Here is a 17,691-nt window from a genome sequence, read left to right as displayed (position 1 = left end):
ATTTATATCCGTAAACTTTGAAAACCCTTCACTACAAAAACACCTCTATCGCATTCACCGACACGGGAAAAGGAACCGCTATTGTTTTATTGCACGGCTTCCTAGAAAACCAATCGATGTGGAGTGCTTTAGTACCCGTTTTGAGTCAAAAATACCGCGTCATCACCATCGATTTGTTAGGTCACGGCCAAACCGAACCTATGGGTTACCTCCAAACTATGGAAGACAATGCCGATGCGGTACACGAAGTGCTTTCTAGTTTGCGTCTGCGAAAAGCGGTTTTCATCGGACATTCAATGGGCGGTTACGTAGCTTTAGCATATGCCGAGTTGTATCCTGAAAGCGTCAAAGGATTGGTGTTACTCAACTCCACCGCCAAAGAAGACAGTCCCGAACGCAAAACCAACCGAGACCGCGCCATTAAAGCAGTAAAAAAAGATTACGAAACCTTTATTCGTCTTTCTATCGCCAACTTATTCAGCGAAGACAACCGCAATCGTTTAAACGACCGCATCGAAAAAGTAAAAATCGAAGCTTTACAAACACCCTTGCAAGGCATCGTCGCCTCTCTCGAAGGAATGAAAATCCGTAAAGACCGTGAAATCTTGCTCCACACTACTACTTTTCCTAAAGTAGTAATCCTAGGAAAAAAAGATCCTGTTTTGAACTACGAAGAAACCGTCACTCAAATCCAAGGGACTACCGTTGAGTTGGTAACTTTCCCAGACGGCCATATGAGCCACATCGAAAATGAATCCGATTTGACTACAGAATTGTTATCTTTTTTGAAGAAAATTTAAGCCTTCTCCTTAAATGGAATTACAGGATCTAAAATTTCTTGCAATAAGCCAACTAATTGCTCCAAGTAAGCGGTCAAAATAGCTGTATTAATAGTGGATTCTTCTGTTTTATCTTCTTTTAAAGTAAAAGGCAAAAATCCAGCTTTACTATTTTTAAAAGAGATAATACCCGCTTGCATCGGTTGTTCTTTGGCTAGGGTTTCATACATAAATGCATACGCCAAAATTTGAATGATTTTGTCGTTTTTAATATCATCCACTAAACCATTCCAAGCTTTTAAGGTAACATTGCCTTTTTCAACTTTACCAGTTTTATAATCTATAATTCGAATAGTACCGTTTCGGACTTCAATTCGGTCAACATTACCTGCAATTTTCACTGGAAAAGGAAAACTCGGATGCTCCAAAACACGCTCAAAAGTCGCTTCCAAAGCCAAAATTTTAACAGCATCACCCGCTTTTATGGATTGCAATTCCGATTTTAAGAAATTAAATACATTGCGCTTGGCTACTTCAAAAGCTAATAAATTTCGTCCTTTGGAAATTTCGCCTTCTTTATACACCAATTTAAATTGTTTCAACACCTCGGAATCAATTTTTTGAATAGCCTGTTCGATATCTTGTTCCGAAATGAACTTGTCGATAAAAGGCGTATACAATTCCTCCAAAGTTTTATGAATGATTGTACCTAAAGTATTCAAAGCAATAGTCTCTTCGACTTCTTCTGTATCACGAATACGCACTATTTTTTTGAAATAAAAATCGATAGGATTTCGAATGTAACTAGTCAACGCCGAAGGCGAAAACCCTTTCTCAGCTATTTCTTTCAAACGCTCCATAACCAATGGCGACTTTTCAACACTCATCGGCAAGTAAGCCGAATCAGGAACAGTGGCATTGTAAATCTCGTGAGTAAGTGTATGATTCGGACGTTGCTCCACTTCGAGTTGTGTGATGAAACGGCTTTTCTCACCACCATCTAATCCTTCATTTTCGGTATTGTAAATCAAATAAACATTTTTGGCACGTTGCAATAAATGATAAAAGTGATAGGTATAAATCGCATCTTTTTCTTTAAAAGTGGGCAATCCCAATTCTCTTTTGACATCATAAGGAATAAAAGAATTCATAGACTTACCCGCAGGAAATTTCCCTTCGTTCATTGAAGTCACAATGACGGTATCAAAATCCAACACCCTACTTTCCAAAACTCCCATAATTTGCAAACCATTCAACGGCTCTCCTTCAAAGGAAACCTCAGCCAAATCAATTATCTGTTTGTAAATAGCAAAAAGAGTCGGTATTTGATCAATATGCAAGTGTTGAGCATAATAACTCTTCAACTTGTTAATCACCGTAAAGATTGAAAACACAAAAGCTTTGGTTAATTTCTCTTCTTCATTATCGTTACTCAAATTGTTGCGTAAGAGCAACAACAAACTAGAAATAACATCTAAAACTGCCATAGAACCACTGTCCCATTTTTGAAACAACAAATCGAATAATGAATTCGTTTGGTTTTGGAGTTCTAATATTTTCTTAAGTGTAATAAAAGTGTAATTATTCTCTTTTATAATCCGAACCAAGTGATTCGCATTAGCAAAAGATTCTACTAATGGGTGCGTAAGAATATCGAGTACATCTTTATAATAAAACACATATTGAGAGGGATTCCTTTTCAAAGCATTGGTATGCATTTTAAACAATTTCGCCACTAACAATTGCGCTGGGTTATTTTTACTCGAATACCCCATAGTAATATTTAACGCACCAACCGAAGCAGGAAGAGAATATAACAACGGCACTAAAAGGTCTTCCTCACCTAAAACAACCGCAACTTTATCGAGATGCTGTGCCTCTTGTTCAGCAATGGTCTTTTCAATAAGGCTACCCACAATTTTGGCTTGTCCAATGGTTTTTGGAGTACCGATTATATGAATGTTTTTAGACTTAGAGAAATCATCCTGTATACATTCAAAAGGGTGGGATTTGTAGTGCTTCCAACTTTCTTTAAATCTTCTAAGAAATAATCCAGCATCGTGATAAGGATCATTCAAAAATGTTTGATCAGCATCCCAAAAAATAGTGGCTTTACCATTAGCTATTAAATGCTGAATGATTTTTTCTTCGGCAGCATTTAAAGCATTAAACCCTGCGAATACATAAAATTTAGAACCAATTTCTTTTGAAAATACAGGGAGATTAGAAACCGCTTCTCTATAAATCAAGCCTTGGTACCCAGTCTTTTTTTCTAATAAATAGTGATACAGCGATTGGTAATAATGAGGTAAAAGCTTCCAAAAATCAATATAGTTTTCAAGTAATTGCGTTTTATCCTCAACAGCTATTCCCCATTTTTTAATATCTTCTATATCTTTTAAATAAGACAAAACGTGATTGGGATCCAACAAATAGCGATCGATTTCATTAAAATCCTGCAATAACATTTTCGCCCAGTTGGCAAATAACTCAAAAGATTGTTGGTTCTGTTTGGAAGTAATTGACAAATACACTTCATAAAACTCAAACAATAAGGCTATAGAATCTATTGAGCGAATCCCTGAGACCTCTTGTACAAAATCTTCAATACTAGTTATCTCTGGACAAAATACCGTTCGTGTAATTTGTTTTTTTAAGGCTTCAATTAAAAATATTTTAGCCCTTTTGTTGGGAAGAATCACTATAGTATTCGAAAAATCTTCCGAATAATTAGAGATTAATTGAGTCGCAATTTGATCTAGAAAAGTAGCGTTTGTCATTTTATAAATATAAAAAAAGCCGTTCAATTAAGAACGGCTTTTCAAAAATAGTAGTTAAATATTATTTTATGATATCAACATCAGCACCTCCAACATAAATGATTTCAGTTCTTCTGTTTTCAGCTCTACCTTTTGGTGTTTTGTTTGTAGCTGCAGGTTTAGTATCACCAAAACCTTTAGAAGTTAAGTTCTCAGCTTTTATACCTCTTGCGATCAATGCATCCATAACTGCTTTAGCTCTTGCCTCAGAAAGTTTTTGGTTAGCCGCTTTTTTACCAACATTATCAGTATGTCCTTCGATAGACCATTTTGCATTAGGATAATCTTTCAAGATTTCTTTAATTGCATCTAATCTTTGAGAAGTTTCACCTTTATCAGCTGTTTGTAATTCAGCTTTACCAGTCACGAAGAATACTGATCTAGCTTCCAATTTAACTCTCTCTAAAGTTTCTTTGGTTACATAAGGACAACCTTTATTTTCTTTAGGACCAGGCACTAATGGACAAGCATCTTCAGCATCTACGATACCATCTTTATCCGCATCTAAGATAACTGGACAACCTTGGTTATCTTTTGGACCTGGTACAGTTGGACATTTGTCATCTTTATCAGCAACACCGTCACCGTCAGCATCTGGACAACCTCTAGTTGAAGCAGGACCAGCAACATCTGGACAAGCATCATCTTTATCAGCGATTCCGTCTCCGTCAGTATCAGGACATCCGTTGAAAGCAGCTAAACCAGCAACATCTGGACAAGCATCACTTCCGTCAACGATTCCGTCACCGTCTGTATCAGGACATCCGTTGAATTGTTTTAAACCAGCAACTTCTGGACAAGCATCATCTTTATCGTAGATTCCGTCTCCGTCAGTATCTTTACCTCCAAATTTGAATACGATACCAGCAGTGTGTTGTACTAAAGATGGTTTTTCTGGTAAACCAGCAGCATCATTTCTTTCGTCATTAGGCAATGCCATTCTGTATCCAGAAGATAATGCTAAACCAACATTTTCAGTAAACCAAAAAGTTAATCCAACTCCTAAGTTAACGTGACCGAAACTATCTTTTCCTAAGAAAGTATAACCTCCACCAGCTTGTAAGCTTGGGTCAAACCATTTTGTACCAATTAAATCCATGAAACTGTATTTTGCAGTAGCATCGATTCCGTAAAACATTAAATCTCCAGGATTTGTAACAGTCAATCCTCTACTATCAGCATTAGCAGCAGCTGGGTTGAAATTAACATATTTGTCAATTTTGTTCACAGATCCAGACACTCCGAATGTAAAACCACTTCCAATGTATCTTGATACATTAAGGTAAGATACTGATGGAAGAATGTTCCAGTTATCTTTTACTGCGAATGGTTGAGAAAAGTGTTGGTCAAACCAGTTAAGGCCGTCTCTTGACGCACTTGATCTTGAGTCAACTGCATTTGCTCCAATGGTTATTGCCCATGGATTGTTGCTGTCCTGTGCTTGCGAAGATAAACCCGCAGCCATCAATACAGCAACTAAAAGTTTGTTAAGATGTTTCATAATGATTCTATTAAAATTTAGTTAATTATAAACAAAAATAGCAACTTAATTTTTATCCGCAAAATTAAAAGCTAAAAAAAACCTACAAAAAAAAACAAAATCAGCGAAATTATATAACTTTTAATTGTTTTCCCACTTTTTCAAAAGCACTCAACGCCCTATCTAAGTGCGCTTTAGTATGACCGGCAGACAACTGCACTCTGATTCTAGCCTTCTCTTTTGGCACTACAGGAAAAAAGAAACCTATAACATAAACTCCGTTTTTTAACAACTCATTGGCCATTGTTTGTGCCAACTTCGCATCGTATAACATTACTGGCACAATAGCAGAATCCCCATCAATAATGTCAAATCCAGCTATAAGCATTCCTTGTTTGAAATAGTTGGTATTCCACTCTAATTGATCTCTAAGAGACGTGTCTTTTTCTAACAACTCGAATACCTTAATTGATGCCCCAACTATAGCTGGAGCCAATGAATTTGAAAACAAATAAGGTCTAGAACGTTGACGCAAAATTTCAATAATCTCTTTTTTAGCTGTAGTATAGCCACCCATAGCTCCTCCTAAAGCTTTCCCAAGGGTACCTGTAATTATATCTATACGTCCCATTACTCCTTTAGCTTCCAATGTACCTTTTCCTGTAGCTCCAATAAAACCAGCCGCGTGACATTCATCAACCATTACCATTGCGTCGTATTTATCGGCTAAGTCGCAAATTTTATCTAAGGGCGCTACAAGTCCATCCATAGAGAAAACACCATCAGTAACAATCAATTTAAAACGTGTACCTGCTTCAGTAGCTTTAATTAGTTGTTGCTCCAAATCTTCCATATTGCTATTTTCATAACGATAGCGAGCCGCTTTACACAAACGCACGCCATCTATTATAGAAGCGTGGTTCAAACTATCTGAAATGATACAGTCTTGCTCTCCTAATAAAGGTTCAAAAACACCTCCATTAGCATCAAAAGCTGCTGCATACAATATAGTATCTTCAGTACCATAAAAATCAGCAATCTTTTTTTCTAAGGTTTTGTGAATATCCTGTGTCCCACAAATAAAACGAACGGATGACATTCCGAAGCCGTGAGAATCCAAGGTGTCTTTTGCCGCCTGTATTACTTCCGGATGCGAAGAAAGTCCTAAATAATTATTGGCACAAAAATTAAGTACGGTTTCACCATTCACTGTAATTTCTGCCCCTTGAGCTGAAGTAATGATTCTTTCTTTTTTAAAAAGGCCATTCGCTTCGATGGTTTGCAATTCGTTTTGCAAATATTCTTGTATCTTACCGTACATAGTATGTGTTTTTATATTCTAAATTTAGTTTTTATGACAAATTTACTATATCGATTGCTAATCCGATATATACCAATACCTTTTTAACTACTTTATATCCCATTTTCTCAATAGCATCTTGATAATTCTCCAATTGTTGCTGATATTTAACATTATGAACTCCAGTTTTATAATCCAACAACAGCATTTCATTGGCGCCTTTCAAAACCATACGGTCAGGTTTCATTGTTTTTCCTTCGTTTTGAATAATGGCTTGCTCATTAAAAACCTGATTTCCTTCCTCAAAATAGCCCACCAACTCAGGATGTGAAACAATGGCTTGAATCGTTTGAGTCACCGTTGCTGTTTGTTCGAAATGAATCCAACCATTCGCCAAAGCAATTTCAATAGCCTTTTCAATGTCCGTTTTATACTTTACCAATGACAAGATTTCGTGCACCACGTTTCCGTAAGCGATGGCCTCTTGCTGTTGTGTGCCCCACATTAGAGCTTCTTTTTGAGCAATCTTAATATTTTTGGGATCTAAAAACGCTTCCATCACTGGAATTGACTTGGTAGAATCGATATGTTTTACAGATTTTGAAAGCTTAGTAGCTGAACCAAAATCATAGGTTAATTTTTCGCTATCAAATTGATTCTGGCTTTCTAGATATTGGATAAAAAAAGTACACATATTATTCTTTGGCATCTCACCTTTACTAGACAAGTTCATATTAGAAATAATATACAATTGCTCCTCTGCCCTAGTCAACGCTACATACAAAACGTTGATATTATCCAACAATTCTTCTTGCTTTTTTTGATGGTAAACTTCAGATGCTTCTGCTCCGAAACCCTCAACCGCACTACTATTATCAATCAATACTTTCTCTAATCCGAGCTCTTCTTTTTCGGCATCGAGCCATAGTTTATCTTTGGGTTTGCGCGAATAATCTTCTTCTGCAAAAGGCATAATTACTACTGGAAACTCCAGTCCTTTGGATTTATGAATGGTCATTATTCTGACTGCATTGCTGCCTTCTGGAGAAGGAATACTGAATTTGGAACCATTTTTCTCCCAAAACAGTAAAAAATCTGCAATTCCAGCTTGATTACGAATGTCTCGCTCTAAGACAATGTCTAAAAAATACTGTACATAAGAATTGCTATTTTCTGCAGTCAAAAACTTAGCAATACTAATCTCAACCGCCTCATACAAAGCTTTTTTTCGGATATCCTGAAATGAAAATTGCACCCCAAATAACTGCTGCAACCAAGCCTCAAAATCAGCTTCGTTTGACAATGCCATTCCTTGTGCGATACAATCAGGGACAGCTACTACATCTTGTTTGTTTTTAGCAATGAAATACAAGAAATTCACCTTAGCTTCTAAGTCATTGCTATTGTTCAAATACTTCAATAAATGAATCAGAAAACGAACTTCAGTGGCGTTTTGAATCATCAAGGTTTCTGAAGACAGCAACGGAATGTTTTGTTCCGTTAAATAATTCGCTACCGCAATTCCTTGCTCGCGTTTTCGGGTAAGAATTACGATGTCTTTATATTCAAATCCTTGAGCGATTACTTTTTGAATCGTTTGCAATGTTGCCAAAACATACAATTCTGTTTTGTCAAGTGTTTCCTCCTCTTCCTGATTAGTGGCTGACTGAGGAATAAAAGAAATATTTACATAACCTCCCGTTTTATCATTCGCTTTTTGATGACTATGATTTTCGTATAAATCTTTGTAATCTTCATTGGTAAATTCAGCCGATAACATCTTAAAAAAAGCATTATTAAAATCAATTACTTCAGCATAACTTCGATAATTTTTGTCTAGATGAATCAGTTTTTTATCTGGGTTGCTAAACGGATTATGGTCTTTGCTCAAGGCGATAAATTGCTCTGCTTTTCCGCCTCTCCATCGATAAATGGATTGTTTCGGGTCGCCCACAATCATCAATGTTCCTTTTACGCCATAATCATCTTGACCCGCCAAGGCATTATCAATTAACGGAATGAGATTTTGCCATTGCATTTCGGAAGTATCTTGAAACTCATCGATAAAAAAATGACGATACCGCTCTCCCAAACGCTCATAAATAAAAGGCGCAGGTTGATTTTGAATCTCTCGATGAATAATCGCATTGAACTCGGCAATGGAAAGCACATTTTGCTCTTCTTGAATTTTGGCCAATTCGTTGCTGACCGTATTCAATAAGGACAAAGGCGTGATGTTTTTTAGAAAAGCTTTATAAAAATTAATCTTTTCAAAAACTTTATAAATAGCAGCTAACTGACTCAAAAATTCAGGAATTAAGGCCTCTATAATCGCTCTATCTTTGGCCGTTTTGTTGATTTTTATATCGTCAAATTCATGATAGGTTTTGTTCTTAGGATTAAATTTTCCTTCTTGAATACTTAAAATATGCTTTGGAAAATAAGCCCCGGAAAATGATTTTGAATCAATGCCATTTGAGTCTATTTGTTCTAAAATTGCAGCTGCCGCAGTCATCGTCTCTTGTTCTAAATCGCGATTGAGTTGCAGTAACTTCTCTTTTATTTTTACAAATTCACCAATCGAAGTGTCTTGAAATTGAGCAATTTCATTGCGATTATTCTCATTAAGCACTAGTCGACCCGTTTCTAATATTTCCCTTGAAATATCCCAAGATTTATCATCATCGGTTTTCTCCATAGTAAAATCGATGAGTAGTTGCGTTAGGGTTGCATCTTCGCCAGCTTGAGCAATAATGGCGTCTACGGTTTCGACTAATAAATTTTCGGTATCCAAAGTGACCTCAAAAGTCATCGGGAGATTCAAATCAAGCGCAAAAGCGCGAATAACTTTGTGCGTAAATTTATCGATAGTTGAAATATCAAAAGCAGCATAATTATGAATAATATGCTTGATGATTTGTTGGGCTTTGGTTTTGATTTGAATCAAAGACAACTGAGTATCAATAGCCAAATCCTGCATTAAATCAAGTGCTTTGGCATTGGGTTCGTCTTTAGCAAATTCGGATAGACTACCTACAATCCTGCTCTTCATTTCTTGCACCGCTTTGTTGGTAAAAGTGATGGCTAGAATATGACGATAGGCATCGTTTTTTGGGGCAACTAGAATAATTTTGAGGTATTCTTTGACCAATGCATAGGTCTTCCCCGAGCCAGCAGATGCGTCATATATTGAAAAGGAAGTGCTTTGCATAGTTGTGATTGTTTGTAAACTTTTATGACCCTTTAGTGAATTTTTTTTTACCACATAGGGAGAAACATAGAATTTATTATTCGTAAAAGAAAAGATAGACGTTTTACTATTCACATAGTATAATATGTGTGAAATAGAACTATTTCTATTTATTCTTTTTCATAAACTGTAATCTATTGTTCTATGTGGTTATTTTTTTTATTTTATTTGAATTTCACCAAACGGTTGAAAAATCGAACAATAAATAAAACTTCTCGATTATCCTAAACCCTAGCCCTGATGGAAGCGGCGTCCTTTGCTGCCTCGTCTTTTGGGACGAGGCAGCAAAGATATAGCGTACAGCAGGAAATAGCTCCTGATTACCAATCGGAATATTTTAGAATCAGGATTGTTCCGTTGAAAATTTGTTCGAATAAAGCTTAAAAGTAGTATTTTTGCAGTATGGAAACAAATAGACAGAAAAAAATAGGCGGTGTCATCCAAAAAGATTTGGTGGACATTTTGCAAGGTGAAGTGAGAAAAAATGGCGTTACTAACTTAGTAATTTCAGTATCCAAAGTAGTGGTAACCTCAGATTTATCGGTAGCTACGGTGCATTTAAGTATTTTTCCTCAAGAGAAGGCAAAAGAAACATTAGAAGCCATAAAAACGAATACCAACTTGATAAAACACGATTTGTCGCAACGTGTTCGTTTGCAATTGCGTAGAGTTCCTAATTTGGTTTTCTTTATTGATGACTCGTTGGATTACATCGAGAAAATCGACAATGCCTTGAAAAATCAAGAAAATCCTATTGAAAACAGAGATTTATTAGAAAAACGCAGACAGTTTTAAATTGAATTTTCCGCTTTACATCGCGCACCGATACCTTAGGAGTAATAGCAAAAACAGCGCTATTAACATCATCAATCGTATAGCTAGTTTGGGCATCATTGTGGGTGCTATGGCGCTTTTTGTGGTGCTGTCGGTATTTAGCGGTTTGAAAGAATTTAGTCTTTCGTTTACCAACGAAATTGACCCCGATTTAAAAGCGACGCCTACCCTTGGCAAATCGTTTTTTGTTACTCCCCAACAAGACCTAGAAATCAAAAAAATAGCCGGAATTGCTTCGTTCTCCAAAATTATTGAAGAACGAGTGCTTTTTACTTTTGCAGACAAGCAAGAAGTGACTTATTTGAAAGGAGTAGACACGCAATTCACCAAAGTAAACGCCATTGAAAAAAAATTGTACAACGGGCAATGGCTGCAACCCAACACATATCAAGTTGTGGTAGGATACGGAATGGCGCAAAAATTCTCGATGGGTTTGTTTGATTACAATACGGCGCTAGAAGTTATGGTACCAAGACCGGGAAAAGGTACGATTACTATTCCATCAGAAGCCTTTAATCAAACCGATTTGATTCCGATTGGGATTTATTCGATTAGTGAAGATTTGGATTCAAAATACGTTTTTGCCGATTTAAGCTTGGCGCAAGAATTACTAGAATACCAACCCAATCAAATTTCGGGAATAGAATTTAAACTCCGCCCAAATGCCGATGAAGAGGCTATTATTGAGCAACTACAAACGATTTTCAAAAATAAAATCACGCTAAAAAATAGAGCGCAACTGAACGAGTCGCTTTATAAAATGTTGAACACCGAAAACATCGCGGTGTATCTAATTTTTACTTTAGTGATTGTCGTGGCACTTTTTAACTTGATTGGCGCTTTGATTATGATGATTTTGGACAAAAAAGGGAATCTGAAAACCTTATTCAATCTCGGAACAGAAATCAAGAGTCTTCGCAATATTTTCTTGCTTCAAGGCACTTTATTGAGTGTTTATGGAGGAATCATCGGATTGGTTTTGGGTATCGTAATTGTGTTATTGCAACAACAATTCGAGTGGATTATGATTACCCCAACATTGGCCTATCCAGTCGTTTTTAGTTTTGAAAACATCGCAATCGTAATGGCGACCATTATCACACTTGGCTTTTTGGCTTCATTGATTGCAAGTAGTCGTGTGAGTAAGAAGTTGTTGGATTAAAAGACTATAAAATTTTAGGTAACTTATTGGGAATATCTTCTTTTGAATGCCAAAACGCTATAATCACAATTTCTTGTTCTTCTATAAAATAATATAATCCATAGGGAAATTTCCGCAACCAAAACACCCTAACTTTTGAATATCTATATTGAAAACTTTCTGGGTTTCGTTGAATTACTTGAAATGCTTTTCTGATTTCAGTAGAGAATTTTTTAAATATGGTTAGATTTACAGACGCATAAAAAGCCATTATTTCTTCTATTTCAACGGCAGCATTTGTCTTTAGAATAAGCTTTTTATAATTCATATTTGGATGCTAGCTTATCTAAAAAATCAAAAGCATCCAAACCAGACTTAGGGTTTTCCTGATGCTCTAACATTCTTTTATCCAATTCCTTTTTTTGCTTTTCAGTTAAAGGAATAGCTTCCATTTCCTTCAAAACAAAGTTTTTTACTTTCTGAATAAATGAAGCATCATTACTATTTTGAAGTAAATCAATTAAAAAAGATTTTTCTGCCTGAACACTCATAATAACTTATTGTTTAGTCAAATATAGTAAAAAACAAGGTAGCTAAACCATTTATTTACACCACTTCATACCCAGAATAAGCGTCGATAATCTCGTCAAGAACTGCAAATAATTCTTCAGGTTTATCAAGCGTAACCAATTGTTGTTTGTAGGTTTTGAACGAATGAATTCCTTTGAAATAATTGGTATAATGTGGTCTTGTTTCTACAATTCCGTGACGTTCGCCTTTCCAGTCCATAGCCCAAGTCAAATGGTTGCGAACCGCTTCTACTCTATCAGCAACGGTGGGTTTGGCCAAATGTTCTCCTGTTTTAAAGAAATGCTTGATTTCGTTAAAAATCCAAGGATAACCAATTGCGGCACGACCAATCATAATACCGTCGACTCCGTATTTGTTTTTGTATTCTAATGCTTTTTCAGGAGAATCAATATCGCCGTTTCCAAAAATCGGCATCGTAATTCTTGGATTGTTTTTGACACGAGCAATGTGTGACCAATCGGAATGACCTTTGTACATTTGAGCGCGCGTTCTAGCGTGAATACTCAATGCGGCAACGCCAATATCTTGCAAACGCTCAGCCACCTCATCGATGTTGATAGAATTATCGTCCCAACCCAAACGCGTTTTTACTGTTACCGGTAAATGAGTGCTATCAATCACCGCTTTGGTCAAACGAATCATCAAATCGACGTCTTTTAGAACTCCTGCACCAGCACCTTTACAAACGACTTTCTTTACAGGACAACCAAAATTAATATCAATTAAATCGGGGTTTACGGTAGAAACAATTTTGGAAGATAACGCCATCGCTTCTTCGTCGCCGCCAAAGATTTGTATTCCAACAGGACGTTCGTAATCGAAAATATCCAACTTCATTCGGCTCTTGATGGCATCGCGAATCAATCCTTCAGAAGAAATAAACTCGGAATACATTAAGTCGGCACCGTGCATTTTGCACAATCTACGAAAAGGCGGGTCGCTTACGTCTTCCATAGGTGCAAGAAGTAAAGGAAAATCTGGAAGTTCTATGTTGCCAATTTTGGGCATTGCTTAAATTTTTTGCAAAGATAGTTAAGAATTTTTAGTAATAAAATTTAATCTCAAGAGTGCCACAGTTTTAGCATTTTATAATTATTTTTACGAAAACTTCGATATCAAATTGCTAACATTGGACATTACAGAAGTGTTTAATTGGGTACATTAAATTTTCTATAGTTATAAATGGCAAAACAACCCAATACCAATTCACCGAAGATTCCTAAAACAAAAATACCAGATGGCAATCCATCAAAAAGAATAGAAATAATTCTACCTGCTGCCAAGCCTAGCATAAAAACCACATTTGAGAGGGTGGCAATTGTCCAAAATTGTGCTTTAAAAACACCAATAATCCAAAGTGCAGCGAAGCCAAGATAAAGCCCCATAATCGCTTTAAAGATATTTGCTTCATCAATTGATGAAATAGTAACATCAAAAACTAAAGTAGGTTGAAATCCATATACCATTGCCACCGAAAAAACGATTCCTGCTGACAAAATAAGATGTAAATGCTTTGCGATCATGAATCAAAAATACCAAAAACTCCTTGGTAAAAATAGACTGCAGGCCTTAAATCACTTCTCATTCTAAAAAATAGTTACAAAGTATCCTATTAATGCTTATAAATTCAAGCGTTAAAGGCCACTATCCTCAAAATCTTCGGTCATAAATATAAACTTTGCGCTATATTTGCAGACTGAATGCGAAAGCATTTGCACAAATGACAGAAGAAGCACATGAAACACATTAGAAATTTTTGCATTATTGCACACATTGATCACGGAAAAAGTACCCTTGCCGACCGATTATTAGGCGCTACGCAAACCGTTACCGCTCGCGAAGAAAAAGCCCAATTGCTTGACAATATGGATTTGGAGCGCGAACGTGGTATCACTATTAAAAGTCACGCCATCCAGATGGAATACACCTACAAAGGCGAACAATATATCTTGAATTTGATTGACACTCCTGGTCACGTTGATTTCTCCTATGAAGTTTCTCGTTCAATTGCCGCTTGTGAAGGTGCCCTTTTGATTGTAGATGCGGCTCAAAGTATACAAGCACAAACGATTTCTAACTTATACTTGGCTTTAGAAAACGACTTAGAAATCATTCCTGTTTTGAATAAAGTCGATTTACCAAGTGCTAATCCTGAGGAGGTAAGCGATGACATTATCGATTTATTGGGCTGTGAATTAGAAGATATTATTCACGCGTCAGGAAAAACAGGTTTTGGTGTCGAAAATATTTTGGCTGCCATTATCGAAAAAATTCCTCCTCCAAAAGGTAACAAAGAAGAACCTTTACAAGCCTTAATTTTTGATTCACATTACAACCCTTTCCGCGGAATTGAAGTTATCTTCCGTGTGGTAAATGGAGAAATCAAAAAAGGTCAAAAGATAAAATTTATGGCTACTGGCAATGAATATTTTGCCGATGAAGTAGGTACTTTAAAACTGAATCAAGTTCCAAAAAGCGTAATCTCCACAGGGGATGTTGGATATTTGATTTCTGGAATCAAAGAAGCCAAAGAAGTAAAAGTAGGAGACACCATCACAGATGCCAAAACACCTACCACCAATATGATTACAGGTTTTGAGGATGTGAAACCGATGGTTTTTGCTGGAATTTACCCTGTCGATACAGAAGATTTTGAAGAACTAAGAGCTTCGATGGAAAAACTACAGCTAAACGATGCTTCGCTGGTATTTACGGCTGAAAGTTCGGCGGCTTTAGGATTTGGTTTCCGTTGTGGATTCTTAGGAATGCTACATATGGAAATTATTCAGGAGCGATTGGAGCGCGAGTTCGATATGACGGTAATTACTACGGTTCCGAACGTTTCGTATTTAGCGTATACCAAAAAAGAGCCTGAAACAGCTATTATCGTTAACAACCCATCCGATTTGCCGGAACCATCAAAACTGGACCGTGTAGAGGAACCTTATATCAAAGCGACTATCATTACCAAGTCTGATTTCGTGGGTAACGTAATGAGTTTGTGTATTGAAAAACGTGGTATTATCACGAATCAAACCTATTTGACCACTGAACGTGTGGAATTAAACTTTGATATGCCATTGGCCGAAATAGTATTCGACTTTTACGACCGATTAAAAACAGTTTCTAAAGGTTATGCATCGTTTGATTACTCTCCTATTGGAATGCGTGCTTCAAAATTGGTTAAATTGGATGTATTATTAAATGCTAATCAAGTGGATGCGCTTTCTGCGTTGATTCACGAAAGCAATGCTTACACGATTGGTAAAAAAATGACCGAAAAATTACGTGAGTTGATTCCGAGACAACAATTTGACATTCCGATTCAAGCAGCTATTGGAGCCAAAATCATTGCTCGTGAAACCATAAAAGCCTTACGTAAAGACGTTACTGCCAAATGTTACGGTGGAGATATTTCTCGTAAACGTAAATTGTTGGAAAAACAGAAAAAAGGTAAAAAACGTATGCGCCAAGTTGGAAATGTAGAAATTCCGCAGGAAGCGTTTATGGCGGTTCTTAAACTGAACGACTAGTTTTTTTTAGAGAAAAGAATATAGAAAATAGAATAAAGAGAAAACCTGACGATGTAAAAATTGTCAGGTTTTTTTGTTTAGATTAAAAATCATATTTATTTTCAAACTAATAATTAAGACTATTTATACTTAGAAAATAGTATAAGGCTAACAGGTAACAAAACCTTTTTTCATTAACTTTGTTTTTATGGAAACAATAAAATTAAACATTGATTTAAGTGTAAGTCAATTACTTGAAGCGGTTAAACAATTATCTCCAAAAGATCGATTGAAAATCAATGATGCGCTTTGGAATGAAGATGTTGAAATTCCTATAGAACATCAAAAAATTGTTTTAGATCGAATCGCTAAAGCTAAAACTAATTCTGAACGCCTTTTGGATTGGGACAAAGTATCTAAAGCACTATAAAAGGTTTGGGCTATAAATTAAAGATAGATATTGACGCATTCAATGACATCCTTGAAACCTCTGAATGGTATGAAATACAATTAAAAGGTTTGGGTTTTCGCTATAAATCTCAAGTTAAAAGACAAATTAATTCTTTAAAGAAAAACCCTTACTTATATTCTATAAAATACGACGAGGTGAGATGTCGGAAAATTGAAAAATTCCCTTTCCTAATTCATTATCTAGTAAACGAAGAACTAAAGTTAATTACTGTTTTTGCTGTTTTTCATACTTCGAGAAATCCTGAAATTTGGAAAAAGCGAAATAAGTAATTTTTTTTCTGCAAATATTGCATTAGCTTTTATGACAATAAAAAGAAAACCTGACGATGTAAAAATTGTCAAGTTTTTTTATTTCTAATTCCCCGCCAAGTTGGGGTTAGGGACTTTTCCTATTTATCCTTCAACCAATCAAACAATCGCTGTGCATCGGAGCCTTTGAATAATTGGGTGCCTTCGTTCATCGTAGCGGCTGAACCACAAGCCACTCCCCATCGAATAACTTCTTTTAAAGGTTTATTTTGAGAAAGTGCCCAAACCATTCCTCCTACCATACTATCACCAGCACCTACCGTACTCTTTTTAGCGACATTGGGTGCAGGAACAAACTCATAATGGTCTTTGGTAACCAGTACGGCGCCTTGTGGTCCCAAAGAAACTACGACTATTTCCGCACCTCCTTTAGCTATAATTTTCTTGGCTGCTTCGTTTACTTCTTCCATTTCTAGTCGCTCTTCTCCAATTAATTTGGCTAGTTCACCAACGTTTGGCTTAATTAAATAAGCGCCAACTTCAAGGACTTTTTCTAAAGCTTCTCCTGAAGTATCTACTATTAGTTTTGAATTGTTTTTTTTAGCAATTTCAGCTACTTTTTGATAAAAATCAGCATTCAAGCCTTCATTCAAACTACCGCTAGCGATCAAAAATTTGGGTTTGAACTCCCCAATTTTAGCTAAAAATAGCTTACTTTCTTCTTCCGTTAACGAACCTCCAGTAAATCCAAATCGGTATTGTGAGTTGGTATTCGTATCTACCGCCACAAAACTTTCTCTTGTCCAACTCTCCACAGCAACAGCCTCACTGGCAATATTTTCTTTGGCTACTAATTCTTCTAACAATTGTCCCATTGCCCCACCTGAAGTAAATACAGCCATAGAATTGCCGCCCAAACGAGCGATAGCTTTAGAAACATTGATTCCGCCTCCACCCGCATCGTATCTTGGCACTTCGCAACGAATTTTTTGTTCGGCTACTAATCCTTTAAAACTAGTGCTTTTATCAACTGCTGGGTTGACCGTTAGGGTCACTATATCGAATGCTTCCATTTTTTTTAATTTTATAGGTCTAAGTTGCAATTTAATCAATTTTGATGCGATGCGCTAGGTGCTACTGTTATTTTGTAATCAATTGCTTTCGGATGTTTGACATTGTTGGTGTGAAATGGTAGTTTTTTCAAACAATAAACAACTCAATTTATTGATTATCAAATTTTTACTGTTTTGATTTGTATATTTGTG

The 17,691-nt window shown here is 36.2% G+C and carries 15 protein-coding genes; 6 read left to right on the top strand and 9 right to left on the bottom strand.

The annotated features are described in order from the left end of the window. Positions 1–17: 17 nt before the first annotated feature. Positions 18–800: an alpha/beta fold hydrolase gene (locus tag FLAVO9AF_RS13155; protein WP_159689667.1), complete on the top strand. Its 783-nt coding sequence runs from the start codon at positions 18–20 to the stop codon at positions 798–800. On the opposite strand, the gene FLAVO9AF_RS13150 is transcribed toward FLAVO9AF_RS13155, so the two are convergent. From FLAVO9AF_RS13150 to FLAVO9AF_RS13135, 4 genes are all read right to left on the bottom strand, one after another. Further along, positions 797–3,559 carry a PD-(D/E)XK nuclease family protein gene (locus FLAVO9AF_RS13150; RefSeq protein WP_159689662.1) on the bottom strand — a complete coding sequence of 921 codons (2,763 nt, stop codon included), beginning with the start codon at positions 3,557–3,559 and terminating at the stop codon, positions 797–799. The genes FLAVO9AF_RS13155 and FLAVO9AF_RS13150 overlap by 4 nt on opposite strands. Positions 3,560–3,620: 61 nt before the next feature. Next, positions 3,621–5,099: an OmpA family protein gene (locus FLAVO9AF_RS13145; protein WP_159689659.1), complete on the bottom strand. Its 1,479-nt coding sequence runs from the start codon at positions 5,097–5,099 to the stop codon at positions 3,621–3,623. A gap of 109 nt (positions 5,100–5,208) precedes the next feature. Continuing rightward, positions 5,209–6,399, bottom strand: coding sequence for a glycine C-acetyltransferase (gene kbl, locus FLAVO9AF_RS13140; RefSeq protein WP_159689655.1), 1,191 nt, complete (start codon positions 6,397–6,399; stop codon positions 5,209–5,211). A gap of 31 nt (positions 6,400–6,430) precedes the next feature. Beyond that, the gene (locus FLAVO9AF_RS13135; protein WP_159689650.1) at positions 6,431–9,589 is read right to left on the bottom strand and encodes an exodeoxyribonuclease V subunit beta; all 3,159 of its coding nucleotides are present in this window, start codon (positions 9,587–9,589) and stop codon (positions 6,431–6,433) included. A 441-nt stretch (positions 9,590–10,030) separates the two neighbouring features. Between FLAVO9AF_RS13135 and rbfA the strand changes: the two genes are divergently transcribed. Together rbfA and FLAVO9AF_RS13125 are read left to right on the top strand one after the other, a co-directional pair. Further along, entirely contained in the window at positions 10,031–10,423 is a 393-nt protein-coding gene (gene rbfA / locus FLAVO9AF_RS13130) for a 30S ribosome-binding factor RbfA (protein ID WP_064715752.1), read from the top strand. 1 nt (position 10,424) lies between these two features. Beyond that, positions 10,425–11,624 carry an ABC transporter permease gene (locus FLAVO9AF_RS13125; RefSeq protein ID WP_159689647.1) on the top strand — a complete coding sequence of 400 codons (1,200 nt, stop codon included), beginning with the start codon at positions 10,425–10,427 and terminating at the stop codon, positions 11,622–11,624. Between the two features lie 4 nt (positions 11,625–11,628). Here FLAVO9AF_RS13125 and FLAVO9AF_RS13120 read toward each other — a convergent pair whose 3' ends face one another. The 4 genes from FLAVO9AF_RS13120 to FLAVO9AF_RS13105 all read right to left on the bottom strand — a co-directional run bounded on the left by FLAVO9AF_RS13120 (position 11,629) and on the right by FLAVO9AF_RS13105 (position 13,717). Further along, positions 11,629–11,931, bottom strand: a complete 303-nt coding sequence (locus FLAVO9AF_RS13120; RefSeq protein WP_159689644.1) for a type II toxin-antitoxin system RelE/ParE family toxin — start codon at positions 11,929–11,931, stop codon at positions 11,629–11,631. Continuing rightward, positions 11,921–12,154: a hypothetical protein gene (locus tag FLAVO9AF_RS13115; protein WP_159689640.1), complete on the bottom strand. Its 234-nt coding sequence runs from the start codon at positions 12,152–12,154 to the stop codon at positions 11,921–11,923. The genes FLAVO9AF_RS13120 and FLAVO9AF_RS13115 overlap by 11 nt, the downstream gene beginning before the upstream one ends. Positions 12,155–12,209: 55 nt before the next feature. Beyond that, the gene (gene dusB, locus FLAVO9AF_RS13110; RefSeq protein WP_159689634.1) at positions 12,210–13,202 is read right to left on the bottom strand and encodes a tRNA dihydrouridine synthase DusB; all 993 of its coding nucleotides are present in this window, start codon (positions 13,200–13,202) and stop codon (positions 12,210–12,212) included. Between the two features lie 140 nt (positions 13,203–13,342). Continuing rightward, positions 13,343–13,717, bottom strand: coding sequence for a DUF4345 domain-containing protein (locus tag FLAVO9AF_RS13105; RefSeq protein WP_159689631.1), 375 nt, complete (start codon positions 13,715–13,717; stop codon positions 13,343–13,345). 213 nt (positions 13,718–13,930) lie between these two features. Between FLAVO9AF_RS13105 and lepA the strand changes: the two genes are divergently transcribed. The 3 genes from lepA (at position 13,931) to FLAVO9AF_RS15795 (ending at position 16,447) form a co-directional block, all read left to right on the top strand. Next, positions 13,931–15,727 carry a translation elongation factor 4 gene (gene lepA, locus FLAVO9AF_RS13100; protein WP_064715755.1) on the top strand — a complete coding sequence of 599 codons (1,797 nt, stop codon included), beginning with the start codon at positions 13,931–13,933 and terminating at the stop codon, positions 15,725–15,727. Between the two features lie 187 nt (positions 15,728–15,914). Further along, positions 15,915–16,136 carry an addiction module protein gene (locus FLAVO9AF_RS13095; protein ID WP_159689627.1) on the top strand — a complete coding sequence of 74 codons (222 nt, stop codon included), beginning with the start codon at positions 15,915–15,917 and terminating at the stop codon, positions 16,134–16,136. Positions 16,137–16,141: 5 nt separating this feature from the next. Next, complete coding sequence (locus tag FLAVO9AF_RS15795; RefSeq protein WP_064715757.1) at positions 16,142–16,447, top strand: type II toxin-antitoxin system RelE/ParE family toxin; 306 nt, start codon at positions 16,142–16,144, stop codon at positions 16,445–16,447. 119 nt (positions 16,448–16,566) lie between these two features. Here the strand turns inward: FLAVO9AF_RS15795 and FLAVO9AF_RS13085 are convergent, their stop codons facing one another. Beyond that, on the bottom strand, positions 16,567–17,499 hold the full coding sequence (locus FLAVO9AF_RS13085) for a 1-phosphofructokinase family hexose kinase (RefSeq protein ID WP_159689622.1): 933 nt from the start codon (positions 17,497–17,499) through the stop codon (positions 16,567–16,569). Positions 17,500–17,691 lie beyond the last annotated feature (192 nt).

Origin of the sequence: Flavobacterium sp. 9R (genome assembly GCF_902506345.1) — a bacterium.
In the GTDB taxonomy this organism is placed as follows: Bacteria; Bacteroidota; Bacteroidia; order Flavobacteriales; family Flavobacteriaceae; genus Flavobacterium.
This window is presented reverse-complemented; position numbering and strand designations above follow the sequence as displayed.